The sequence below is a fragment of the Variovorax ureilyticus genome (genome assembly GCF_050632185.1).
GTDB lineage: Bacteria > Pseudomonadota > Gammaproteobacteria > Burkholderiales > Burkholderiaceae_C > Variovorax > Variovorax ureilyticus_A.
Genome location: NZ_CP192579.1, coordinates 2,735,643 through 2,759,730, shown reverse-complemented (window position 1 = coordinate 2,759,730; position 24,088 = coordinate 2,735,643). Strand labels below are relative to the sequence as shown.

The following is a 24,088-nucleotide window of genomic DNA, read 5'->3' as shown; positions in this document are numbered from 1 at the left end:
GAAGTAGCGGATGCTGAAGGGGTCGTCGTTTGGTATGGGTACGTCGAACCAGACTACAGGTTGCCGTGCGAACGCGATAGGGCGCGCGTCAAGTCACAATGCTCTGCGCGCGAAGATCAATAAGGCATACCGAGGAGCGAAACCGTGGCCATGTCCCAAATGCAGCTCATTCAGTCCCTGGGCGAGGCGGGGCTACGACGTCGTGAGCGCGGTCAACGAGCGGATCTCCGTCAAGACCACAGCGCAGAGCGGGCTCGACGGGTTCATCTCGTTCAATGCAAGAACGCTCGACCAGGTTGACCGCGTGTTCGTCCTGCGAATCAACACCGATGAGATGCAAATCGAGACCTTGCTGGACAAGCCGATCGGCGAGGTGCGCCAGCTCATGAACGAGGACCGAGCATCTGGCCGCCTGACCATTCCGCTGCGGCGCCTCGCGCCCAATCGATCCGCACCGCGGGAGACGTCGCCGCCCGCCACGGAGGCGACGCTGGATGGGGTGCTCGTTCGGGAGCTGGAAAGCGGAACGATCGAGGCCCTGCGAGATGGCGAGCCCCAGGTGCCCGCCAAACCGGTGCTGCGCGAGCTGGCCGTGCGGCTCAATGTCGGGCTGCTGAACGCGCGGGGCAATCCGCTCAACACGCGTCAGCTCGGGACATTGATCATCCGAACCATTCGGGAACTTGACACGCAGGATGGTCGAGTTCCTCTCCCTGCCGCGGATGGTCCGTAGAGATAGCGCGGCAGAATTTGGCCCAGGACTGATCCTTCATCGTGAATGCGAACCCAACTGCATCCTCCTCGAATTTGTCTCGTGAAGGGCTGAGTCAGGACGCACCCAAGCCAGTACTCAGTGCCGCCAGTCACTACGGCGTACGCGGCACAGTTGTCGCGGGCGGAACGATGATGCCATCGAGCGCGACCGGAAATGAGACTAGTTTGCATAGCTCGGGTGATCGCTCGCAGGCGGAAGGCCGTCGACTAGAATCCTGCCCTCAGTCATTGGGGAGTAGCTGACCTGCGCAACGCAGGAGCTCGCGTCAACACACTTGGCCCGCAGGCCATGGCGCGAGCAGCTTCATAGCCTGGCAAGACCTTTGACCACACCGCCTCCGGATTGGGCCGGGGATGCGGGGTGGTCTTCGCGTCTCCGGCCCTGGAATTTCCTTTTCATGGAAGCCTTTCTCGTATCCACCGGCGTTGTCGCGCTTGGTGAAATGGGCGACAAGACCCAGTTGCTCGCGATCGTTCTCGCCGCCACGTTTCGTCGACCTTGGCCGATTGTTGCGGGCATCTTCGTCGCCACGCTCGCCAACCACGCCGCGGCCGGCGCGCTCGGTGGTTGGGTGGCCCACATGCTGGGCCCGGATATCCTGCGCTGGGTGATCGGCATCTCGTTCCTGGCGATGGCCGGCTGGATGCTCATCCCCGACAAGATCGACGAGGAAACCGCTGGCAACAGTCGTCGCTTCGGCGTCTTCGGCACGACGGTCGTGGCGTTCTTCCTGGCCGAGATGGGCGACAAGACCCAGATCGCAACCGTCGCGCTGGCAGCTCGATATACCGACGTGGTGCAGGTGGTGCTGGGCACGACGCTCGGGATGATGCTGGCGAATGTCCCGGCGGTATTCCTTGGCGACAAGATTGCCCAGAAGGTGTCGATGCGGGTCGTCCACGGGGTGGCGGCTGCCATCTTCGGCGTGCTGGGTCTGTTGACCCTGTTCAACGTCGGCAAGTTGTTCTAACTCTGACGGCGATGAATGAACATTACAGGAATGTAATGTTCATGTTCGCTGGCCGTTGATTGCGCTTCCTAAGCTCGACAGGTTACCCCTTGACAAGGGGTGGACCTTTCTTGTGCCCAATCCAATCGATGTTCCGCCGACTGCTCGTTACCCTCGTGTTCGCTCTACCCGTCCAGTTCATCTGGGCGGCGGTGGCGCCCTATTGCGCGCTCGAGGCGGAGCAGGCGGCATTCCATGTCGGCCACCATGCTCACGCTTCGGATTCGAAGGCGCAGGATCTGCCCGCATCACAAGAGCGGGATCCATCGGCGAGCGCCGATGGGCTGGACCATGCCGACTGCAGTCAATGCCACGTGAGCTTCGCTCAGTTCGCTTCGGGCACGCGCGCTCCGCAGGAGCCCCAAGCAGAAGGCGGCGTTGCGGTCTCGCCGAGTGCGAGATATAGCTCGATAGCCGACCAGAACATCGAACGTCCCAAATGGACGCGCGCCAGCTAACCGGCGCGCCTTCTTCTCAGATCGTCTGGATCACTGCATGAACTGACGACGCGCCGGATTCCCTTGTCTCAATTTCTTGACCGGAGAATTCGATGTGTAGGTATTTCGTGCCGCTGGCGCTCGCGCTTTCGGCATTCGTGGGCGGCAATGCGCTCGCACAACAAAGCGTCCAGGGCTCCGCGCCAATGCAGGCCTTTGCGACTGCTACAACATCTCGTGGCCTCAATTTGTCGGATGCCCTGCGGCTGGCAATCGAGAGCAATCCTGAACTGTCTTCCACCCGGCGTGAAGTCGAAGCCGCCGAAGCGGCGCGCATCCAGGCAGGCGTGTTCCAGAACCCGTCTCTCAACGTCGAAGCCGAAGATCAGCGGCGTGACACGCGCACAACAACGGTCTTGCTGAGTCAACCGTTCGAGCTCGGGGGCAAACGAGGAGCGCGCATGGAAGCGGCCGACCGCGCGGTCGACGTGGCGCGCGTGCAGCTCGAGGGTCGAGAGGCCGACGTGCGTGCCAATGTCACCGCGGCATTCTTTGCCGCGCTCATCTCGCAGGATCGCGTGCGCTTGGCACAAGCGTCCCTCGATCTGGCACGCAGCGGCAGCCGGGCAGCAAGCAAGCGCGTCACCGCGGGCAAGATCTCGCCGGTCGAAGAGACGAAGGCCAAAGTCGCCGAGGCCAACGTCCGCTTGGAGCTGATCCAGGCCGAGGGCGAACTGCAAACCAATCTGCAGCAACTGCGTGCTGTGACCGGCGGCTCCACACTGATCGTCGCAGTTGACGGGGACGCCCTGGAGATTCCAAAGCCTCTGCCAGAAGGCTTGATCGAGCTACGCATCGTCGATTCGCCGTCGATCCGCCAGTCGAAGTTGGAGATCCGGCGTCTGGGCGCGTTGGCCGACCTGGAGAAGGCGAAGCGCATCCCGGACATCACCCTGAACGCCGGCGTGAAGCGCGATCGTGAGATGGGGCGCGACCGGCCGTGATCGGAATCTCGGTCCCATTGCCGATCTTCGACACCAATCGAGGCAACGTTCTTCAGGCACTTCGCCGGCAGGACAAGGCAGAGGACGATGCTCGCGCCTTGGAGCTTCGTTTGCGAGCCGAGGTCGGGTCAGCGCGCCAACGCTATCAAAGCGCCACCAGCGAAGTCGCCGCGTTGAGAGCAGACATCCTGCCGGGCGCAGAGAGCGCGTTTGACGCGGCCACCAAGGGCTTCGAACTTGGCAAGTTCGGATACCTCGACGCGCTCGATGCGCAGCGCACCTTGTTGCAGGCGCGCGTCCAGTACCTCCGCTCGCTCGCCGACGCACACCGCGCCGTCACAGATCTCGACCGCCTCCTTGGCGGGGCCAGTTCGATTCCCCGTTCCCCCGATTCGATTCAGTAAGGACCCATCATGTCCACCAACAGAACGCCGGCGTCGTCAAAGCCAGGACGCAAGCAACTCTTCATCATCATTCTCTTGCTCATTTTCGGTGCCGTTGCGGGCGTACTGATCCTGCGCAGCGGCCCGGACAAGAAGTCGGCGGCGCAAGGCCACAGCGAAAAGGCCGGCGGAGGCGAGGACGGACATGGGCATGGCAAGGAAGTCGCCAAGGGTGGCGACGATGGCCACGGACACGGAAGTGAGGAGGCTCATGAAGATGAGCCACCGAAAGGGCCGAATGGCGGCCAAGTCTTCAGGGAGGGTGATTTCGGCCTCGAATTGAAGCTCTCTGAGGAGGGCGGCCAGCCGCGTTTCAGAGCCTGGGTCTATGAAAAGGACCAACCTGTCGCACCTGCCGGGACCGAAGTGAACATCACCCTGACGCGTCCGGGCGGCGAGCAACAGGAAATCAAGCTCAAGCCCGAGGGGGCCATCCTTGCGAGCGCCCAGGCGGTCGCGGAACCCCACGTATTCGAGGCCACCGTGGCGGTGGTGACGCCGAAAGAGCCCTATCTGTTCACTTTCGAGCAGCAGGAGGGCAAGGTGAGCTTGAGCGATGCCCAGATCAAGGCGGCCGGGATCATCATGGAAACGAGCGCGCCCGGCGTCGTCCGTAGCGCGCTGCAGTTCCCGGGCGAGATCCGCTTCAATGAGGATCGCACTGCGCACATCGTGCCCCGCGTGGCTGGTGTGGTGGACAGCGTCAGCGCCAACCTCGGCGAGGTGGTCAAGAAGGGGCAGGTTCTGGCGGTGATCTCCAGCTCCGTGGTCTCTGAGACGCGCGCCGAGTTGCAGGGTGCCCAGCGACGCCGCGAACTGGCCCAGACGACCTACGAGCGCGAAAAAACGCTGTGGGAGCAGAAGATTTCACCCGAGCAGGACGTGTTGCAGGCACGACAGGCACTGCGAGAAGCCGAAATCGCGGTGGCCAACGCGACGCAGAAGTTGCTGACTCTGGGGGCCACGACGAGCAGCAGTTCGCTCGGACGCTTCGAGCTGCGCGCCCCGTTCGACGGTATGGTGGTCGAGAAGCACATCGCATTGGGCGAATCGATCAAGGAGGATGCCAATGTCTTCACGGTCTCGGACCTATCGACGGTGTGGGCGGAAATGAGTGTGGCAGCACGCGATCTCCAGCAGGTCCGTGTCGGCGAGCGTGCCATCGTGCGCGCTGGCGCCTTCGACGCGAGTGCAAACGGAACGATCTCCTATGTCGGCTCGCTGATCGGAGAGCAAACGCGTACGGCACGTGCTCGCGTGGTCCTTCCGAACCCACAAGGCGCCTGGCGTCCGGGCCTGTTCGTCAATGTCGAGGTCCTCGCCAACGAGGTCACCTCGCCAGTCACGGTGGCGAGCTCGGCGTTGCAGACCGTCGACGACAAGCCGGTGGTCTTTCTCAAGGTGCCGGGTGGATTCGTTCCGCAGCCGGTCCAGGTGGGTCGTAGCGACGGCAAGCGCATCGAGATCCTGAGCGGCCTGAAACCGGGCGCAAGCTACGCCGCGGCTGGCAGCTTCATCGTCAAGTCGGAGCAGGGCAAGGGCTCTGCGACCCACACCCACTGAAGCGGGACAGGACCCCATGTTCGAACGCATCATCCGCTTCTCCATCGAACAGCGATGGCTCGTCTTGCTCGCGGTGCTGGCGATGGCAGGCCTGGGCATCTACAACTACCAGAAGCTGCCCATCGACGCCGTCCCTGACATCACTAATGTTCAGGTGCAGATCAATACGGCGGCGCCAGGCTACTCGCCTCTGGAAACCGAGCAGCGCATCACATTCCCGATCGAGACGGTCATGGCGGGCTTGCCGGGCCTGCAGCAGACGCGGTCCCTGTCTCGGTATGGCCTGTCGCAGGTGACCGTGATCTTCCGCGACGGGACCGACGTCTACTTCGCGCGCCAGCTTGTCAACGAGAGACTTCAGACCGCGACTGGCGAGATGCCTGACGGAATCCATCCGCAGATCGGTCCCATCTCTACTGGCCTCGGCGAGATTTATCTCTGGACGGTTGAAGCCAAGGAAGGTGCGCGCAAGCCGGACGGCACGCCCTACACGGCCACCGACCTTCGCGAGGTGCAGGACTGGATCATCAAGCCGCAGCTTCGAAACGTGCCCGGCGTCACCGAGATCAACTCGATCGGAGGCTACGAGAAGCAGTATCAAATCGCGCCCAGCCCGGAGAAGCTGTCTGCGTACGGTCTGTCGATGGCCGATGTGGTGAAGGCGCTGGATCGCAACAATGCAAATGTCGGCGCCGGCTACATCGAGCGACGAGGCGAGCAGTACCTGATCCGGGCACCGGGCCAGGCCCGTGGTCTCGAGGATCTTCGCAACATCATCCTGTCCAGTGGCGGCAGCACACCCGTGCGGGTGCGCGACGTTGCCGAGGTGGAAATCGGCAAGGAGCTGCGCACTGGCGCCGCCACGGACAACGGCCGCGAGGTGGTCCTCGGCACGGTGTTCATGCTGATCGGCGAGAACAGCCGCATCGTGTCCCAGGCTGTCGATCGCAAGATGAAAGAGATCAATCGCACGTTGCCAGAGGGTGTGCAAGCCATCACGGTGTACGACCGCACGGTGCTGGTCGACAAAGCCATCGCGACCGTCAAGAAGAACCTGCTCGAAGGTGCGGTGCTGGTCATCGTCGTTTTGTTCCTGTTCCTCGGGAACCTTCGCGCGGCGATCATCACGGCGCTCGTCATCCCACTGTCCATGCTCTTCACCTTCACGGGCATGGTCAACCAGAAGGTCAGTGCCAATCTGATGAGCCTGGGCGCCCTGGATTTCGGGATCATCATCGATGGCGCAGTGGTGATTGTCGAGAACTGCGTGCGGCGCCTGGCCCATGCCCAGGCCCGTCACGGGCGCCCGCTGACCCGCAAGGAGCGCTTTCACGAAGTCTTCGCCGCCTCACAGGAGGCCCGCCGGGCGCTTCTGTTCGGGCAGCTCATCATCATGATCGTCTACCTCCCCATCTTTGCGCTCACCGGCGTGGAGGGGAAGATGTTCCATCCGATGGCGATGACGGTCGTGATCGCGCTCCTGGGCGCGATGATCCTCTCGGTCACCTTCATTCCTGCGGCTGTTGCGCTCTTCATCGGCAGCAAGGTCTCCGAGAAGGAGAACCGTTTGATGACATGGGCTCGGAACGCGTACGAGCCCCTGCTGGATCGGGCACTGGCTGCCAAGTCGGTCGTGATCACCATCGCCGGTGTCGCCGTCGTCCTGTCTGGCTTGCTCGCGACCCGACTGGGAAGTGAGTTCATCCCGAACCTGAACGAAGGAGATTTCGCGGTCCAGTCGCTGCGAATTCCGGGCACAAGCCTGACTCAGTCATTACAGATGCAACAGCAACTGGAACGCACGCTCAAGGAGAAGGTGCCGGAGATCGAGCGGATCTTCGCGCGCACGGGCACCGCGGAGATTGCTTCGGACCCGATGCCCCCGAACATCTCGGATGCCTACGTGATGCTCAAGCCCATCGATCAGTGGCCGGCACCGAGACGCACGCGAGAAGAAATCGTGGCGGACGTGCAAAGGATCGTGGCGAAGATCCCGGGCAACAACTACGAGTTTTCCCAACCAATCCAACTGCGATTCAACGAACTGGTTTCGGGCGTTCGCGCCGACGTCGCCGTCAAGGTGTTCGGCGACGACATGGATGTGCTGAACAAGACGGCACGCGAGATCGAGGGCGTTCTGAAGTCGATTCCCGGTGCGGCCGAGGTCAACGTCGAACAGACGACGGGCTTGCCGATGCTCACGGTCAACATCGATCGTGAGAAGGTCACGCGATACGGCCTGAACATTGCGGACGTGCAGGACACCATCGCCACCGCGATCGGCGGACAGAACGCCGGCACCCTGTTCGAGGGAGACCGGCGCTTCGGAATCGTTGTGCGGCTCCCGGAGAAGGTCCGAGGTGATCTCGAAGCCATCAAGCGGCTGCCGGTGGCGTTGCCCATGGATGGCGCGGCCGGCAATCGTGCCGATCGAAGCAGCTTCATTCCCTTGGGAGAGCTGGCGACGCTGGAGTTGGCGCCGGGTCCGAACCAGGTATCACGTGAGGAGGGCAAGCGCCGTGTGGTGGTTAGCGCCAACGTGCGGGGGCGCGATCTCGGCTCGTTCGTGAGCGAGGCCGCGGCGGCGATCGATGCTCAGGTCAAGGTGCCCACCGGCTACTGGACGACGTGGGGCGGGCAGTTCGAGAACCTGCAGTCCGCCACGCAGCGGTTGCAAATCGTGGTGCCCGTTGCGCTGCTGCTGGTCTTCACGCTGCTGTTCGCCATGTTTGGCAACGTGAAGGACGGCCTGATCGTGTTCACTGGCATTCCCTTTGCTCTCACAGGCGGGATCCTTTCGCTATGGTTGCGCGACATCCCGCTTTCCATCACCGCGGCGGTCGGCTTCATCGCGCTGTCAGGCGTTGCGGTCCTCAACGGCTTGGTGATGATTTCCTTCATCCGCAATCTGCGCGACGGAGGTGCCTCCCTGGATAGCGCCATTCGCGAGGGCGCGCTGACGCGTCTGCGGCCCGTGCTGATGACGGCGCTGGTCGCTTCCCTCGGCTTCGTTCCGATGGCAATCGCCACCGGGACTGGCGCAGAGGTCCAGCGACCGCTCGCAACGGTCGTGATCGGCGGGATTCTTTCCTCTACGGCGCTGACTCTGTTGGTCCTGCCAGTGCTCTACCGGCTGGCCCACGGACGAGACGAGGAGGAGGAAGTCTTCGATCAAGCCGCCTCGAAAGAGTCGCAGCACCCGCCACCCCAGCCGGCGGTCTAGTCGTCGCGTCCGTGAAGCCTCCGCACGGCGATTCGACGGGGGCATTCATTTCAAAACCATGAGGAAATCATCATGAAGCTTTCGATGTTTGTTGCAGCCACCGCACTTGGCATGTGCGGTGCCGCATTCGCGGCGAACGATCACAAGGGGCACGATCATGAGGCCAAGGGCGGTGCTCACGCCCACGAGGCCACGGCACAGCACGGCGGCGTGGTGAGCATCGTCAAGGATGTCAGCTACGAACTGGTCGCGCGGCCTGATGGGCTTGCGCTGTTCGTCAGCGACCACGGGAAGGCCTCGGACTTGAGCGGCGCTGCAGCGAAGCTGACGCTGCTTTCCGGATCGACCAAGCAAGAAGCGACCTTGACGCCGAATGGTGACGCGCTTCAGGCCAAGGGGACCTTCAGCGTCGGTCCGGGCACCAAGGTAGTTGCACAGGTGACGTTGAAGGGGCAGCCATCGCAAGCTGTGCGCTTCACGCTGAAGTGGCGGCCCGCGGCCCTCTGCCTGCATGTGAACGATTGATGACAGAACCGTAATCGAGGCGTCCTGAATCTGGCGGTCTGGTTTTTAAAGTCTAAGCACGCCGCCGATGAACGCGGCGCCCACCTACCAACCACCACTTCAAAGGATCAAAAATGCAAATGTCCGCGCTTCGATTGCCCCTCGCCGCCCTGGTTCTCACCGCCGCTGCCGTTCCGGCTTTCGCTGGCAACTATGCCGAAGGCGATCCGCGTCCTGTTGCCCTCAGCTCGAGCGTTTCGGGTTCCGCCGTCGCCGCCGATACGCGCGCCTGGATGGCGTCCGCTCCGACGGTCGGATACCCGGAAGGAAATCCTCGTGCGGTTGTTCAAGTTCAGGAAAACACACGTGCCGCGGTCCAAGCTGACACGATGAACTGGATCAAGTCGGGCCTGGCGTCGGTGCAGTTCGGCGAAGCCGGTGCAGATCCTTCGCGTCCGACCTATCGTCAGGCCGCACAAGCCTACGCTGAAATGCGCAATGCAAGTCCGGGCGCGAAGACCTCGCAAAATTCGGGCGGCGCGAGCGCTCTGGTTCGCTAAGACGCTTTCACCCAACGCCAAACGCCTCGTGGCCGCCACGGGGCGTTTTTGTTTTCAGAGTCGAAGGCACCAGTTCATGACAGGGGGATGACTTACTTGTAATCGCTCAGTCGACGAACTGTCGGAGTGAATTTCTAGAGTTGATCTACGCCTCGATCGACCGATTGCGGCGACAGCAACCCAAGGAGACCCTGTTATGACAATCCGTACATTGAGCTTCGTCGCAGCCGCCGCTACCGTCGCGGCAACCCTGTTCGTCCCGGTCGGTGCAATGGCCAATGGCATTTATCACCCTGCCAACGGCGAGGCAGGGGTCACCTACCATCCCGACCACGCCAAGTGGTCCAGCGGACAGCAGGTCGCTGCGGAATTGGAAAAGGCTCAAAAGAGTCCTGCCTGGAACGCCGCAAGCCGTGGTGCTCCGTGGCCAGTGCAGTCTGCGGGGCAGCCGAAGACGCGGGAAGAGGTCAACGCCGAGCTCAACGCCGCGATGCGGGACCCTGCCTGGAAGAGCGTGAGTCGCGGTGCGCCGTGGCCAACGCCGGTGGCCGACCCCAAGTAGTTCGAACTGCGCTGCCGGCAGTGCGCCCGGGCGACTACTCTCCCGGGCCGGCCAGCACCAGACCGATGCGTGTCACGCCATGCGCGGATTCCGCAAAAGTGCTCCCGCCGTGCATGCGAGCAATGGCCGCGACGATCGCCAAGCCAAGCCCGTGATGACTCGAGGATCCGCTTCGCGACCGGTCTGCACGATAGAAGCGCTCGAACAGATGTGGCATTGCCTCAGGGGCGATCGTGGCGCCACGGTTCTCGACCGTGATGCTGACGCCACCGCCGGGGTCCGGCTGGATCACGACCCGGATCAGGCTCCCCGGCTCGGCGTAGCGGATCGCGTTGCTCACCAGGTTCGAAAGGGCCCGCCGCAGCAGCCCCGCATCGAGCTCAAGCTCTGCATCGCCTTCCACACGCAAGGCAAGCTGCGCGTTCTCGACTTCGGCCTCGTGAAAATCCGCCACCGCCGCCACTTGTTCGACCACTCGAACGGTTCCCGCTCGCCGGGCGCTCGCACCGCGATCCGCCTTCGACAGAAAAAGCATATCGGTGACGATGCTGGATAGCCGCTGTGCCTCTTCAAGTTGAGAGCTCAAGGCGTCCTGAAGCGCCGCGATCGAGCGGGAGTGACTGAGCTCGACCTCGGCCTGGGCGATCATGTTCGAAAGCGGCGTGCGCAACTCGTGGGCTACATCTGCGTTGAAAGCCTCCAGTTGGGCATAGGCTTCCTCCACCCGCTCCAGCAATGAGTTGAACTGGTGGATCCAGGGCTGCAGTTCAGATGCAAACACGGAGGAATCGATTCGCTTGCCCGGCTGGCCTGGACCTGCGGCGGCGGTTTGCGCCGCAAGTAGCTTGAGCGGCTTGAGGCCTCTACGAACGACGATTGCCCCGGTCAGTGCCACCAGCAGTGATCCAAGGCTGGCGGCGCCGAACAAGGTCCACGCCAGACGCTTCAGCAAAAGCTCGTCGCTTTCCACATTGAGCGCGATACGCAGATCGACAGGCTTGTCGGCAAAGGTGAGGTTCTCGAGCGGTGCTGAACGGGAGATGAGATGCTCTTGGGTGGTTGGCCGCTGCGATTGATAGATCAGCTGTCCACCGGCCCACAGATCGACCGTGGCATCGGGATGGCTCATGAAGTAGTCGTTGAGCTTGTGGCGCAGCGCATCGACGTTAGGGGGCGATCGCGTCTCGTCGACTACATGCCGAACGATCTCCGCGTAGCGCTCGAATTGCTCAGACTGCTTGAGCTGGAAGCTCCAACCAGTGGCTGCATAGATCGCCGCACACGCGATGCTCAGCCCGATCAGGGTGAGGGCCGCGAACCAGCGCGACAGAAGAGTCTGGATCGAGCGGGTCTTCACGTGCTGCCGTCATCCCGGTGCTCCAGGACATAGCCCATGCCACGAACCGTGTGAAGAAGCTTTTCCTCGAAAGGGTCATCGATCTTGGCGCGCAGCCTGCGGACGGCGACTTCCACCACGTTGGTGTCGCTGTTGAAGTTCATCCCCCAGATTTGATCGGCGAGCACGGCTCGGGAGAGGATTTGCCCTTGCCTGCGCAGCAGCAGAGACAGTAGGGAGAATTCTTTGGCGGTCAGGTCCAGGCGCTTGCCGCCGCGGCTGGCTCGACGCGTCGTCAGATCGAGTTGAAGATCCGAAAGCGCATAGCGCGTTGATTCCTGAAGTGCGCCACGTCGCAGGAGCGCACGAACCCGTGCCAGCAACTCGGAGAAGGCAAAGGGCTTGGCGAGGTAGTCGTCTGCTCCGCTCTCCAGGCCCTTGACCCGGTCGGCGACGTCATCTCTGGCGGTGAGCATGAGCACGGGTGTTGACGCCGATTTGCGCAGTGTCTCCAGGACCTTGAATCCATCGATGCCAGGCAGCATGACGTCCAGCACGATCGCGTCATAGTTGCCGGTCAGAGCCATGCCCAAACCTTCCGTGCCATCGCGCGCCAGGTCCACGTTGAATCCGCTCTCGATCAGGCCCTTGCGCAGGTAGTCGCCAAGCTTGAGTTCGTCTTCGATTACCAGAAGATGCATCGGGCAATCGTACCTTTGAGGCCGCCCCAGCCGATTACAAATCGGTAATCCATGGCGCTCTCCCCGCGCGGATGGTGTGCGGATTACGCACTTGTAATCTGTCCGTTCGGTGATTGTTGGTCGTGATTTCTATCGTCCGCGGTCAACCTTCGAGAGCTGCCGAGAGCCGTGCATCTTCGAGCTGGCCGGGAGGCTAGCGAATGGATTTTGTGGGCTGCGCACGCGGAATAGGGAGATGCGAAGGACCGCTTGACCTTGAAGTTACTTCAGGGTTTCCAATCCTCCCATGCTCCTGACGAACTTCGTAGGGAGTCTTCACAGGAATCACCATGAGCTTCTTCGAGAACATGCTGCGCAACATCACGACCGGAAGTCACGGCCGCCACGGCAAACACGGCGGCTACGGTGGGCAAGGTTCGAGTCATCATTCCGGGCACCGTCCCGAAGACAGCTATGGCGACAGGACCGCGGGATACCCTCAGAGCGGCGGTGCGGACCGATCGGGATCCTGTCCGGCGTGCCGTGCGCCGCTTGCGACGGGCGCCAAGTTCTGCTCACAATGTGGAAATGCCGTCCCCGCTAAGCGCTTCTGCGAAGGATGCTCCGCCGCCTTGGCGGATGGCGCACGCTTCTGCGGTTCGTGCGGCAAGTCTGTTTGAACCTTAGCGCGCTACGATCCGCCTGCCCACCAAATCCGCTGACCGCTCGATGATTGAATTCATGAACCGCCTGCGAAGCGCCGCCCGTCCGTCGGCGATGCGCAGGTGCCTGTTCGCGTTGCTTCTCGTCATCGTTCCCTTTCAGTTTGCATGGAGCGGAGCCGCCGTCTACTGCTGGCATCAGGCCGGCGAGGGGGCCATGCATTTTGGGCACCACGATCACAAGGTCACGGCCAAGGCTGGCGACAAGTCGCATGATCAGAAGTTGAAGCAGATTGCCGATGGTGACGATGACTGCATCGGGTGCCACATCAACGTAGCACAACAGGTGGCAGATCGCGTGCCTCCCGTCATCTCGATGGGGGCTATCCGTCCGCCTGATTCCGATCCGGACCGTTATCGATCACCCACCCCCGGGGCTTGAACGCCCTGCGCGGCCGCTCGCCATCTGATCGGCGAGCTTCCTTTCTAATCCAACCCCCACGCCACAGCTCGCCGATTCCCCTGCAGGTTGTTTTTCAACGCTAGGAGAATTCGATGCGAATCAAGACGCTGGTGATCGCCAGTGCATTGGCCGTCGGCGCGTGGCCGAGTCACGGCCAGAATGCGCCGCCTTCGGTGCAGACACAGGTTCAGGCTGTCCCCCTGAGTCTTTCGGACGCGGCGCGTCTCGCCGAAGAGGCCAACCCGGCTCTGAGGTCCAAACGCGCCGAGCTTGCCGCGACGGAAGGCGTCCGCACGGATGCCAACGCGCTGCTCTACAACAATCCGGTGCTCGGTTTCGATGGGATCCATCGAGAAGTTCCGCTGGAGGGGCCGGCCACGGAAAAGCGCCGCGAATGGGCAGCCACGGTCCAGCAAACCTTTGAGATCGCTGGACAGCGAGGCTATCGACGCGAGGCGGCCGATGCCGCCCTGACCGCCTTGCAGAGCGAGATCGAAGAGGCCCGACGCCAGCTGCGCGCTGACGTCGCGCAACAGTATTACCGCATCCTTGCACTTCAGCAGCGCGTGGAACTGGAAGAGCAGGCGCTGGGCCTGTTCGAGACCACGGCAGCCGCCATCGAGAAGCGCCGGTCGGCGGGCGAGGACACTAAGCTCGATTCCAACGTGGCGGCCGTAGAAGCGGACCGCGCGCGCAATCAGTTCGCGCTTGCGAAGGAGCAGCTTCTCGACGCGAGGGCGGACCTCGCAGCCAAGTTGCAGCTTTCCGAAGGGCGACTGCCGGTGGCAAGCGGAGATCTGCGTCCACCCGCGGCGCAGCGCTACGACCTGGATGCACTGCTTGCGCAGGCCGCGTCGCAACCGCGCCTGCAAGCACTCAGCGCGCGCGAGGATTCGGCTCGTGCTCGACTGAAGCTCGAGAACGCGAGCCGCTATCCCGACGTCACGCTCGGCGTGGGCGCGGGCCGAGAAGGATCTTCGGCCGCGCGCGAACGCCTGACCACGCTGACGATTTCTGTGCCGCTGCCGCTCTTCAAACAGAACGCGACCAATATCGGGCAGGCGAGCAGTGCGCTGACGCAGGCGGAGATCTCGCGCGCGGCGGCAGTGCGGGACACCCAGGCGCAGGTGCGCACGCTTTGGGCGAAGCTCGAAAGCCTGAAGGCACGGCTCAGCCGAACCCAGGACCGGGTCGTGCCGGCCTTGATGGACAACCAGCAGCTGTCCGTGAAATCGCAACGCGCCGGCCAGATCGGACTGCTTGAGCTCATCGTTGTCAATCGCCAGGCCCTCGATGCACGGCGCGACCTGCTCGACACCTTGCTCGACTACCAATCCACCCGCCTCGCACTCGAACTGGCCGCCGGTTGGGCGCCCGAAGGAATCACCCCATGAACACCGAACTCTTGCGCGGCCTCGCTGCACGTCCTCATCGGACGAATCTCCACAGGTTCGCGGTGGCGATCTGCACGGCGTGCTCGCTGTTGGCTCTTTCCGCCTGCGGTGGCGCGAAGGATGCGGCGGCCGAAAAGGCAGTCACCGAAGAGAAGGCGGAAAAAAGGACGAGCTGAAACTCTCGAAGGAAGAAGCCGATCGCGCCGGAATTGCCCTCGAAGAGCTCAAGGCCCAGTCTCTCGTCGACACCGTCACGGTCACTGCGACCATCCGCGCCAATCAGGATCGCACCGCCCGCATCGCACCTCGTGTTGAAGGGCGCGTCGTCAGCGTGAGCGCCAACCTGGGCGATGCGGTTCGCGCCGGGCAGGCGCTGGCCACGCTGGACAGCATGGCCGTCGGTGAGGCCTCGTCGGCCTTGAGCCAGGCGCGTTCTGCCAGTCGCGTGGCCGAGGCCGACTTCAAGCGCGCGGCGTCGCTGCAAGCCGAGGAGATCATTTCGCAGAAGGACTACCTGCGCGCCAAGGCGGAGAACGAAAAGGCGAGTGCTGCACTGCGCGCGGCGGAGGATCATCTCCGTTTGCTCGGCATTCCGAGCAACGCCTCCGGCGGCGTCGCGTCCGTCTTTCCGCTGACCTCTCCGCTTGCCGGCACCGTCATCGAGAAGAAGGCTGTTGTCGGTGGCCTGGCGGGTCCCCAGGACGGTCTGTTCGTCGTGGCTGACCTCTCAAAGCTCTGGATCGAAGCCAGTCTCGCCGAGACGCAACTGGCAAAGGTTCGCGTGGGAGCGAAGGCAACAGTCACAGTCGCCGCCTATCCCGATGAAGCCTTCCCGGGCCGCGTGACCTACGTCGCCAGCATTCTGGACAAGGACACGCGGTCCATCCCAGCGCGCATTGAGGTGGACAACGCTGATGGACGCCTGAAGCTCGAGATGTTCGCAACGGCGACCATCGAGAGCGCGGCCGCTCAGGCCGCACCCAAGCGCGACGTCATCACGGTGCCCGATCAGTCGATTGTGCTCATGCAAGGGCAGCCGACCGTGTTCGTCTTCGAGAACGGTGCCTACGAGCAGCGGGCGATTGAAGCGGGTGAGCGCCTGGGGAATCGCACCGTCGTCAAGTCCGGCCTCAGCGCGGGCGAGCAGGTGGTGAGCGCTGGAACCTACGCGCTGAAAGCCCGCGTCTTGAAGTCGCAGATCGGCGACACGCATTGAGGAACGAAAGCACAACATGCTCAATGCCATCGTAGACGCTTCGCTACGCTACAAGGTCCTGGTGCTGGTCTTCTTCGTCGTGGTCATCGGACTCGGCGTGCAGGCCTTTCGAAACGTACCAGTCGACGCCTTCCCGGACGTCACGCCGGTCCAGGTCAACATTTACACGGAATCCGCCGGTCTCGCCGCGGAGGATGTGGAGAAGCTCCTGACCGCGCCCATTGAAGGCGCCATGGCCGGATTGCCCGGTGTCGAGGAAGTTCGATCGGTCTCGCTGTTCGGGCTCTCCTACGTAGGTGTCTATTTTAAGGACGACGTCGACATCTACTTCGCGCGACGGCTCGTCGGCGAGAAACTCCAGGAGGTCAAGGGACGTCTGCCGCAAGGCTACGGCGAACCCGTGTTGGGTCCGAACAGCTCGGGACTCGGGCAAGTGTTCTGGTACACGGTCGAGTCCGCGGACAAGAGCATGAGCACCATGGACCTGCGCACGCTCCACGACTGGACCGTCCGGCTGATCCTGCGTACCGCTCCCGGCGTGGACGATGTCACGTCGTGGGGTGGTGAGCAGAAGCAATTCCAGGTGCAGATCGACCCCCGCAAGCTCATCAAGTACAGCTTGAGCTTCAAGGAAGTGATGGAGCGCCTGACCGCCAACAACAAACAGGTCGGTGGCCAGTCGCTCACTCTCAATTCGGAACAGTATCTCGTTCGCGGACTGGGTCTGGTCGGCTCCGTCTCGGACATCGAGCGGATCGTGGTGGCCGAGCGCAATGGGACACCGGTCTACGTTCGCGACGTCGCCACCGTCAAGGAGGCGCCGGCGCCGAGGGTCGGCGCGGTGACCCGCGATGGTGAAGAGGCGGTGCTCGGTATCGCGCTCGCGCGCGTCGGGGAGAACGCAAAGAACGTCGTGGACGCCGTCAAGGCCAAGATGGCCGTGGCACAGGCAGCACTCCCGAAGGGTGTGACGCTGAATCCTGTCTACGACCGGACCGAACTCGTGAAAAAGGCGTTGCGGACTGCGGAGAGCTCGCTCGTCGAGGGCGCCATCCTAGTGGCCGTGATCCTGTTTCTCTTCCTTGGAGAGATCCGCTCCGCGATCGTGGTTGTCATCACGCTGCCGATGGCGATGCTCATCGCGTTCATCCTGATGCAACAGTTCGGCGTGTCCGCCAACCTGATGTCGTTGGCCGGATTGGCCATCGGCACCGGGATGATGGTCGACGGAGCTGTCGTGCTGGTGGAGAACGCGTTTCGCCTCCTGGCGCATGCGAAGGAATCCGGCAAGCCGATCCACAAGACCGCCCTCATCCTCGAAGCGGCCCGCGAAGTTGTCAACCCGATCGCTTTCGCGATCCTGATCATCATCGTCGTGTTTCTGCCTCTGTTCTCGCTCACGGGACTGGAGGGCAAGCTCTTCAAGCCGATGGCCTACACCATCACGTTTGCAATGGCGGGCTCATTGCTGTTGTCCCTGACACTGGTTCCGGTGCTTGCAGCCTTGATCCTCAAGCCCAAGGAAGAGCGCGACACCTTCCTGGTGCGCCATGCGAAGCGCCTCTACCTCCCGATGCTTGACTGGGCGCTTGAGCGCAAGGGGTTGGTGTTTGGTTCCGCAGTCGCGCTGCTACTTGCCTCGCTCGCTCTTTTCCCTTTCCTCGGGAAGGAGTTCATGCCGCAACTTCAGGAGGGAACGATCCAGTTCCGGGTGACTGGAATTCCGTCCGCGTCGCTGGACGAATCGGTACGCGTCTCGAAGGTGGTGAGCGCGGAGCTCCACAAGCAGTTTCCGCAGGTTCGCACGGTGGTGGCGACGATCGGCCGTGCCGAGGGCGGGGAGACGACCGATGTGAACTACATGGAACTCAATCTCGAGACCAAGCCGCAGTCCGAGTGGCCCGAGAAAATCAGTTACTCCAAGCTGGCGTCGGACATGCAGGAGGCGCTGGAAAAGGTCGTTCCCACCGTCGTCTTCGGTGCAACACAACCGATCCAGTCGCGCGTGGAAGAGTTGATCTCCGGCGTGCGAGCAACACTGGCCCTCAAACTCTACGGTGAAGACCTCGCGACGCTGGATCGCCTGACCAGCAAGATTCAGGGCGTGCTTGATGGGGTTCCAGGTGTGACGGACCTCTCGGCCGAGGCAAACAGGGGCAAGCCTCAACTGGTCATCAAGGTCAACCGCGAGGCTGCTGCGCGCTACGGCATCAATGCCGATGAGATTCTCGAGGTCGTCCAGTCCGGCATCGGCGGAAGCGCTGTGTCGACGCTCATCGACGGGACGAAGCGCTTCGAGATCGCCGTGCGGCTGACCGACGAGTTTCGCGGCAGCCCGGCTTCGATCGCCAATATCCCGATCCGAACCGGAGAGGGCGCGCTGGTTCCGTTCTCGCAAGTCGCGACGATCGAACTCGATGAGGGCTACTCATTCATCCGGCGGGAATCGCTTCAGCGCTATTCCGTGCTCCAGATGGACGTCAAGGGACGCGACGTCGACAGCTTCGTGAAGGAAGCCAATGAGCTGATCAAGCAGAAGGTGGACCTGCCGGCTGGCTACTGGATTGAATGGGGCGGTTCGTTCGAGAACCAGCAACGTGCAATGGCGCGGCTCGCGTTCATCGTCCCGTTGACGATCGGCCTCATCTTCATCCTGCTCTACACGGCGTTCAACTCGGTCCGCCACGCCACCATCATCATCGCCAACGTGCCGTTCGCGATCATCGGGGGCATTGTCGGGCTGTTCGTCAGCGGGCAGTACCTGTCGGTGCCTTCAGCCATCGGCTTCATCGCGGTCTTCGGCGTGGCGATGCTCAACGGCATTGTCATGGTGACCTTCCTCAATGACCTGCGAAGACAGGGATTGTCGATTCGGGAAGCCGTGGAGCAAGGAGCCGCGCTGCGCTTGAGACCCGTCCTGATGACCGCGTCGGTTGCCATCCTCGGCCTCATCCCGATGCTGCTGTCGACAGGCGTCGGTGCCGAAACCCAGCGGCCGCTCGCCACCGTCGTGGTTGGAGGGCTTTTCACATCCACCGCTCTGACCCTCCTTCTTCTGCCGCTCATCTGGGAGTGGGCCGAGCACCGGGCCGAAAAGCGCAGGGCGAATTCTCAATACACAACAACCGTGGGGACCGCACCATGAAAGAGATCAAGGCTTATCTGCACAGCAATCGCGTCGCCGCCGTCATCGCTGCGCTCAAGGGATCGCCAGCCTGGAGCGCAGGCGCCAATGGCCGGGGGCACAACCTGACCCTGTACGCCGTGAAGGGTTCGCTCGCGCCTTTGCATGAGGCAGAGCGCCGCTATTCGATCGAGCTCGGTGATGAGGTCGTGAACGAATACAAGCTCGAGCTTCACTGCGACGACGACCAGGTCGACGAGTTCATCTCCGTCATCGCGGCGGCTGGCCGGACGGGGCAGCCCGGTGCGGGGTGGATCTACGTCACGGAGGTCCATCGTGCCGAGCCCATCGTTTGACGTGCGCCGAACGCTTCGCGAGGCATCGCGAAGGCCGCCGTGCCGGCATGCACGCGGACCAGCTCGCTGGGCGTTCGGTCTTCCGGTTCTTCTGTGCCTCGGGATGTCGGGCCTCTCGGGATGCTCTTCGCTGCAGGACGTCGGCGCTTACCAGGAGGGTTGGCGCAGGGCCGAAGTTGTCGAGGTCGGCGGCGCCAAGGAGATCAAGTCGCGAGCCATGACGGATTGCAGGGCATCAGCAAGTGCTGCAGAGCTTTCTTCATCACGGTTTGCGCTTCTGAGCTACCGCGCAGGGCTGCGTCGTCACCTGCATATCGTGAGCGTGCATCACACGACGAACCTCACCCGTGGAGACACGGTGTTCACCAACGTCCTGCGCTGTGGAACCCCCATTGAGGTCCTCTCACCGGAACCGGCTCGTGGTGATGGAGCCTCTGCAGCTCTGTCCATCTGAACCCGTCCGAGGAAATAGCCAATGACATCCGGACATTCACACGCGCCGCCTTCGACCGCCGCGGGCCCAAGTCACGAGCGTTCGCTTTGGATTGCCCTCGTTCTCACAACGGTATTCATGGTGGCGGAGGTCATCGGAGGGGTCGTGACGGGGAGCCTCGCACTGATCTCGGATGCCGCACACATGTTCACTGATACCGCGGCGCTCGCGATCTCACTCGCTGCGATCCAGATCTCCAAACGGCCCGTCGACGCCAGGCGCACCTTTGGCTATCACCGATTCGAGATTCTGGCCGCGACGTTCAACGCGGTCCTCCTGTTTGGCGTCGCGGCCTACATCCTCTACGAGGCGTGGCGCCGCTTGAAGGAACCGCAGACCGTGGATTCCGTGCCGATGCTCGTGATCGCCGTGATCGGCCTGATTGTGAACATCATCAGCATGCGTCTCCTGGCAGCAGGAAAGGACACGAGCCTGAACGTGAAAGGCGCCTATCTGGAAGTGTGGAGCGACATGCTGGGGTCGATCGGCGTCATCGTCGGCGCGGTCGTGATCTGGTTCACCGGATGGAACTACATCGACTCGGCGATCGCAGTCCTCATCGGGTTGTGGGTGATTCCCCGAACCTGGATGCTCCTGCGCGAAAGCATGAACATTCTTCTGGAGGGCGTGCCCGAAGGCGTCGATCTTCCCGCGATCGAGAACGCTTTGCTTGGACTGGAAGGGGTCGAATCGATTCACGACCTGCATGTGTGGGCGATCTCTAGTGGCAAGACCAGCCTGAGCGTGCACGTTGTCAGCCCGACCGGAGATCTGGAGCGCATCTCCCTCAATGCCTCTGAAGCGCTTGCGAGCCGCTTCGAAATTCACCACGTCACCGTTCAGATCGAACGCCGCCCATGCGCTCAGGCGTCGGGTGCCCATCGATTCGCTTGATGGCGGATATATGAATCAGGACCGTCGACTGCACCGCGTATCGGGTGCCCATGACCCTTCAAAACAACTACTCGCTGGGAGACAACGTTGCATCGGGAAATCGCAGAACCTTCGGTCTCCTTCTCCATTTTCCTGGTCTACCTTGGAGTACTTGGTGCAGGAGCGATTGCGATCTACCTGTTTCGCCGGTGGAAGCGAGGGCGTCCGAACTCGCACAGTCTGCCCTATGCAAAACGTCTCGCGTCCCGTCTGCGAAACGGGCGCGCTAGGAAACACACAGGAACTGGAACGACCAAAGGCAGGCGTCGCCGCTAGTCCCTCGTCAGCTTCTCGGGGCCTCTCACGATGTGCCCAATCCTCTCGTGGCAAACACGGGCCATCTCTATCCTGAAAGAAGGTATTCCATGAACGAACCCAGCAAGCTCCGTCTGGATCTGCCGCTGATACTGCCGGACGTCCACGAGGTGGATGACCGTTGCGTGCACCGCCTCATCGATGCGCTCAAGGGCAGGCCAGGGGTCGCGGAGGCGCACATCGTGCCTGACGACTCGCAAGCGCCGCAGCTCTGCGTTCACTACGACCCGAACGTCATCTCGCTGACTCGTGTGCGCGAGATCGTGGAATCTGTCGGCGCTCAGCTGAGTGATCGGTACTCGCACCTCTCGATCAGGGCCGACAGGGCGCTTGATGTGCGCGCGGCGCGCCGGATCGCGGATCAGCTTCGAGAGTTCAAGGGTGTCTTGGAGGCCGATGTCTCCGGATCAGGCGCTGTTCGCATCGAGTACGACCGGCAGCTCGTCTCGGAGCAGGCGCTGCGCGACAGGGCAAATGAACTGGGGGTCCACGCAGGAGGCGCGGTCGGAGCGTCTCGAGATGCGGTCGCGGGAGCGGTAGTACACGCGCCCCACGACGGCCATGAACACCATGAACATGGAGATCATGAGCACGAGGACCATAAGGGGCACGACCATGCCGGCCACAAGCATGAAGGGCAGGGAAAGGGTGGCCATGCTGGACACGACCATGCCGAAGGCATCTTTGGGGAGCGGACCGAACTGATATTCGCGTGTCTAGCCGGTGCAATGCTCTTCGTGGGCTGGCTCGTCGAGCGCGCGGGCGGTGGGCCTGAGTGGGCTGCGACGGCCTTCTATGTCGCGGGTTATTTCTTCGGCGGCTTCTACACCGTAAAGGAAGCCGTGGAAAACCTGCGAGCACGTCGCTTCGAGATCGACACCTTGATGCTCGTGGCAGCTGCGGGGGCCGCCGCGCTCGGGAAGTGGGCTGAAGGCGCTTTGCTGCTGTTCCTGTTCAGCCTCGGGCATTCACTCGAGCACTACGCTATGGGGCGAGCGCGCAAGGCCATCGAAGCCCTGGCCAAGCTCGCACCCGAAACGGCGATGGTTCGGCGACAAGAGGGCACCGTTGAGGTCCGCGTCGAGGATCTTCAAGTGACGGAAGTGATCGTCGTCCGCCCCAACGAGCGATTGCCCGCTGACGGCGTGGTGATCGTTGGCACTTCGAGCGTGAATCAGGCGCCCGTCACGGGCGAGAGCGTACCGGTAGACAAGCGCCCGATAGACGATGCGAAGGCCGGACTTGCCGCGTTCGAACGTGTAGCACCGGAGCACAGAGTGTTTGCGGGAACCATCAATGGTTCGGGCGTGATCGAGGTGATGGTTGCGCGGCGCTCCGAGCAATCGACGATGTCACGTGTCGTCAAGATGGTGACCGAGGCGGAGGCGCAGCGTTCGCCAACCCAGCAGTTCACCGAGCGCTTCGAGCGGATTTTCGTTCCGGCCGTTCTGATCCTGGTCGTTCTTCTTCTGTTTGCTGGCGTCGTCATCGACGAGCCTTTCTCCGCCACTTTCTATCGCGCGATGGCTGTTCTCGTCGCGGCCAGTCCATGCGCTCTTGCGATCTCGGTGCCAAGCGCCGTCCTGAGCGGTGTTGCCAGAGCCGGTCGTGGCGGCGTGTTGGTCAAGGGCGGTGGGCCGCTGGAGAACTTGGGGACGTTGACGTCGATCGCTTTCGACAAGACCGGCACCCTAACGGAGGGCAAGCCGAGGCTGACGGACACCGTCCCGATGAAGGGGGTGTCAGAAGACGAACTTCTGTCCGTGGCCCTCGCGGTCGAAGAGCACAGCGATCACCCGCTGGCTGCCGCCATCGTGACGGGAGCCCGTGAGCGACTTGCCGATCGGGTCAAGCTCCCCGCGGCGTCCGAAATCACGAGCATCACCGGCCGCGGTGTCCAGGCGCAGGTCGATGGCGAGCCCGTTCATATCGGGAAGGCCATCCTGTTCTCGGAACTCAAGGACTTTCCTGTGCCTCAGGAGGTCACGGAGTTGAATGAACGCTTGGTGGCCTCAGGGCGAACCACCATGGTTGTGCGCAAAGGAGGCCGTTTCCTCGGTGTCATCGGCGTGATGGACACGCCACGGCCCGTGGCTGCGCAGGTGATGGCAGAACTGCGCAGCTTGGGAATCGAACGCCTGATCATGATTTCCGGCGACAACCAGAAGGTGGCGGAAGCTGTGGCCAAGACCGTTGGCCTGACGGAGGCTCGCGGGGACCTGATGCCGGAGCAGAAGGTGGATGCCATCAAGGACCTGCGCGCCAAGCACGGCAAGGTCGCGATGGTCGGGGATGGTGTCAATGACGCGCCGGCGATGGCAAATGCCACGGTGGGCATCGCGATGGGGGCCGCCGGCTCTGACGTTGCACTCGAAACGGCTGATGTCGCACTGATGGCCGACGATCTCGCGCAACTGCCGTTTGCCGTGGGTCTGTCGCGCAGCACGAGTCGGATCATCAAACAGAACCTCTTCGTCAGTCTTGGGGTCGTGGCCGTCCTCATTCCGGCCACGATCCTCGGGCTCAACATCGGAACGGCGGTGCTGTTCCATGAAGGATCGACGTTGATCGTGGTGGCCAACGCGCTGCGTTTGCTCGCTTACAAGAAGCGCGAGGCCAAGGCTGCGGTTCACTCGCTTCAGCCAGCCGGCGAGGCGCGCTAATGGCATGCGGGATTCGCTCGTCAGGCGCTTTGTTGGTTCTGCGTAGGCTGATCGGAACGCAACACACGAACTCGCGATTCGACGTCGACAGCCTGCTCTGAGCAAGACGTGCTGTCGAAGCGAAACGAAACCCTCACGATGTCACTTCAAGTTTGGGTTGCCCTGGCCGTGATCTTCGCTGGGGTGTCGCTGGCTGTGTCCGGAGAAGAAATCTGTCATCACCAGTGCTGGCTGGATCGGGGGGTCGACTTCATTCTCCCGGACGCGCTCGAGTCTTTTTCTGGTGGCGTGCCCGTCATTGTCGTCGGCCTTATTTTGCTGGCCAGCTGTCGCATTCGCTGACGATGAAACGCGGCCTGCTCGTTGCGAGCAC

The 24,088-nt window shown here is 62.5% G+C and carries 21 protein-coding genes and 1 riboswitch; of the genes, 19 read left to right on the top strand and 2 right to left on the bottom strand.

Translation table 11 applies throughout. The features are described from left to right. Nucleotides 1-202 precede the first annotated feature (202 nt). From ACQ858_RS13590 to ACQ858_RS13545, 10 genes are all read left to right on the top strand, one after another. Nucleotides 203-733, top strand: coding sequence for a hypothetical protein (locus tag ACQ858_RS13590; protein WP_431273251.1), 531 nt, complete (start codon nt 203-205; stop codon nt 731-733). Nucleotides 734-992: 259 nt separating this feature from the next. Continuing rightward, a riboswitch (yybP-ykoY riboswitch) is annotated at nt 993-1,163 on the top strand. Between the two features lie 9 nt (nt 1,164-1,172). Beyond that, complete coding sequence (locus ACQ858_RS13585) at nt 1,173-1,745, top strand: TMEM165/GDT1 family protein (RefSeq protein WP_431273250.1); 573 nt, start codon at nt 1,173-1,175, stop codon at nt 1,743-1,745. Nucleotides 1,746-1,873: 128 nt separating this feature from the next. Next, complete coding sequence (locus ACQ858_RS13580; protein WP_431273249.1) at nt 1,874-2,242, top strand: hypothetical protein; 369 nt, start codon at nt 1,874-1,876, stop codon at nt 2,240-2,242. Between the two features lie 92 nt (nt 2,243-2,334). After that, on the top strand, nt 2,335-3,225 hold the full coding sequence (locus ACQ858_RS13575) for a TolC family protein (protein ID WP_431273248.1): 891 nt from the start codon (nt 2,335-2,337) through the stop codon (nt 3,223-3,225). A gap of 17 nt (nt 3,226-3,242) precedes the next feature. Further along, a complete protein-coding gene (locus ACQ858_RS13570; protein WP_431273247.1) occupies nt 3,243-3,629 on the top strand; it encodes a TolC family protein in 387 nt (128 codons plus the stop codon). Between the two features lie 9 nt (nt 3,630-3,638). Further along, entirely contained in the window at nt 3,639-5,231 is a 1,593-nt protein-coding gene (locus tag ACQ858_RS13565) for an efflux RND transporter periplasmic adaptor subunit (protein ID WP_431273246.1), read from the top strand. Between the two features lie 16 nt (nt 5,232-5,247). After that, nucleotides 5,248-8,454: a CusA/CzcA family heavy metal efflux RND transporter gene (locus ACQ858_RS13560; RefSeq protein WP_431273245.1), complete on the top strand. Its 3,207-nt coding sequence runs from the start codon at nt 5,248-5,250 to the stop codon at nt 8,452-8,454. 72 nt (nt 8,455-8,526) lie between these two features. Next, nucleotides 8,527-8,979 carry a hypothetical protein gene (locus ACQ858_RS13555; RefSeq protein WP_431273244.1) on the top strand — a complete coding sequence of 151 codons (453 nt, stop codon included), beginning with the start codon at nt 8,527-8,529 and terminating at the stop codon, nt 8,977-8,979. A 113-nt stretch (nt 8,980-9,092) separates the two neighbouring features. Continuing rightward, on the top strand, nt 9,093-9,518 hold the full coding sequence (locus tag ACQ858_RS13550; protein WP_431273243.1) for a hypothetical protein: 426 nt from the start codon (nt 9,093-9,095) through the stop codon (nt 9,516-9,518). A gap of 196 nt (nt 9,519-9,714) precedes the next feature. Then, nucleotides 9,715-10,080: a DUF4148 domain-containing protein gene (locus tag ACQ858_RS13545; RefSeq protein ID WP_431273242.1), complete on the top strand. Its 366-nt coding sequence runs from the start codon at nt 9,715-9,717 to the stop codon at nt 10,078-10,080. A gap of 34 nt (nt 10,081-10,114) precedes the next feature. Here ACQ858_RS13545 and ACQ858_RS13540 read toward each other — a convergent pair whose 3' ends face one another. Both ACQ858_RS13540 and ACQ858_RS13535 read right to left on the bottom strand, forming a co-directional pair. Then, nucleotides 10,115-11,437, bottom strand: a complete 1,323-nt coding sequence (locus ACQ858_RS13540) for a heavy metal sensor histidine kinase (protein ID WP_431273241.1) — start codon at nt 11,435-11,437, stop codon at nt 10,115-10,117. Beyond that, nucleotides 11,434-12,117: a heavy metal response regulator transcription factor gene (locus ACQ858_RS13535; protein WP_431273240.1), complete on the bottom strand. Its 684-nt coding sequence runs from the start codon at nt 12,115-12,117 to the stop codon at nt 11,434-11,436. The genes ACQ858_RS13540 and ACQ858_RS13535 overlap by 4 nt, the downstream gene beginning before the upstream one ends. 329 nt (nt 12,118-12,446) lie before the next feature. Between ACQ858_RS13535 and ACQ858_RS13530 the strand changes: the two genes are divergently transcribed. The 9 genes from ACQ858_RS13530 to ACQ858_RS13490 all read left to right on the top strand — a co-directional run bounded on the left by ACQ858_RS13530 (nt 12,447) and on the right by ACQ858_RS13490 (nt 24,057). Next, nucleotides 12,447-12,776: a zinc ribbon domain-containing protein gene (locus ACQ858_RS13530; RefSeq protein WP_431273239.1), complete on the top strand. Its 330-nt coding sequence runs from the start codon at nt 12,447-12,449 to the stop codon at nt 12,774-12,776. A 49-nt stretch (nt 12,777-12,825) separates the two neighbouring features. Beyond that, on the top strand, nt 12,826-13,200 hold the full coding sequence (locus ACQ858_RS13525) for a hypothetical protein (protein ID WP_431273238.1): 375 nt from the start codon (nt 12,826-12,828) through the stop codon (nt 13,198-13,200). Nucleotides 13,201-13,313: 113 nt separating this feature from the next. Continuing rightward, nucleotides 13,314-14,615, top strand: coding sequence for a TolC family protein (locus ACQ858_RS13520; protein WP_431273237.1), 1,302 nt, complete (start codon nt 13,314-13,316; stop codon nt 14,613-14,615). 79 nt (nt 14,616-14,694) lie between these two features. Further along, entirely contained in the window at nt 14,695-15,831 is a 1,137-nt protein-coding gene (locus tag ACQ858_RS13515; protein WP_431273236.1) for an efflux RND transporter periplasmic adaptor subunit, read from the top strand. A 16-nt stretch (nt 15,832-15,847) separates the two neighbouring features. After that, nucleotides 15,848-18,976, top strand: coding sequence for an efflux RND transporter permease subunit (locus ACQ858_RS13510; RefSeq protein WP_431273235.1), 3,129 nt, complete (start codon nt 15,848-15,850; stop codon nt 18,974-18,976). Beyond that, on the top strand, nt 18,973-19,311 hold the full coding sequence (locus ACQ858_RS13505; protein ID WP_431273234.1) for a P-II family nitrogen regulator: 339 nt from the start codon (nt 18,973-18,975) through the stop codon (nt 19,309-19,311). Before ACQ858_RS13510 ends, ACQ858_RS13505 begins: the two co-directional genes overlap by 4 nt. Before the next feature lie 475 nt (nt 19,312-19,786). Further along, on the top strand, nt 19,787-20,698 hold the full coding sequence (locus ACQ858_RS13500; RefSeq protein WP_431273233.1) for a cation diffusion facilitator family transporter: 912 nt from the start codon (nt 19,787-19,789) through the stop codon (nt 20,696-20,698). A gap of 404 nt (nt 20,699-21,102) precedes the next feature. Next, the gene (locus tag ACQ858_RS13495; RefSeq protein ID WP_431273232.1) at nt 21,103-23,715 is read left to right on the top strand and encodes a heavy metal translocating P-type ATPase; all 2,613 of its coding nucleotides are present in this window, start codon (nt 21,103-21,105) and stop codon (nt 23,713-23,715) included. Nucleotides 23,716-23,823: 108 nt separating this feature from the next. Beyond that, nucleotides 23,824-24,057, top strand: coding sequence for a hypothetical protein (locus ACQ858_RS13490; protein WP_431273231.1), 234 nt, complete (start codon nt 23,824-23,826; stop codon nt 24,055-24,057). The last annotated feature ends 31 nt before the right edge of the window (nt 24,058-24,088 follow it).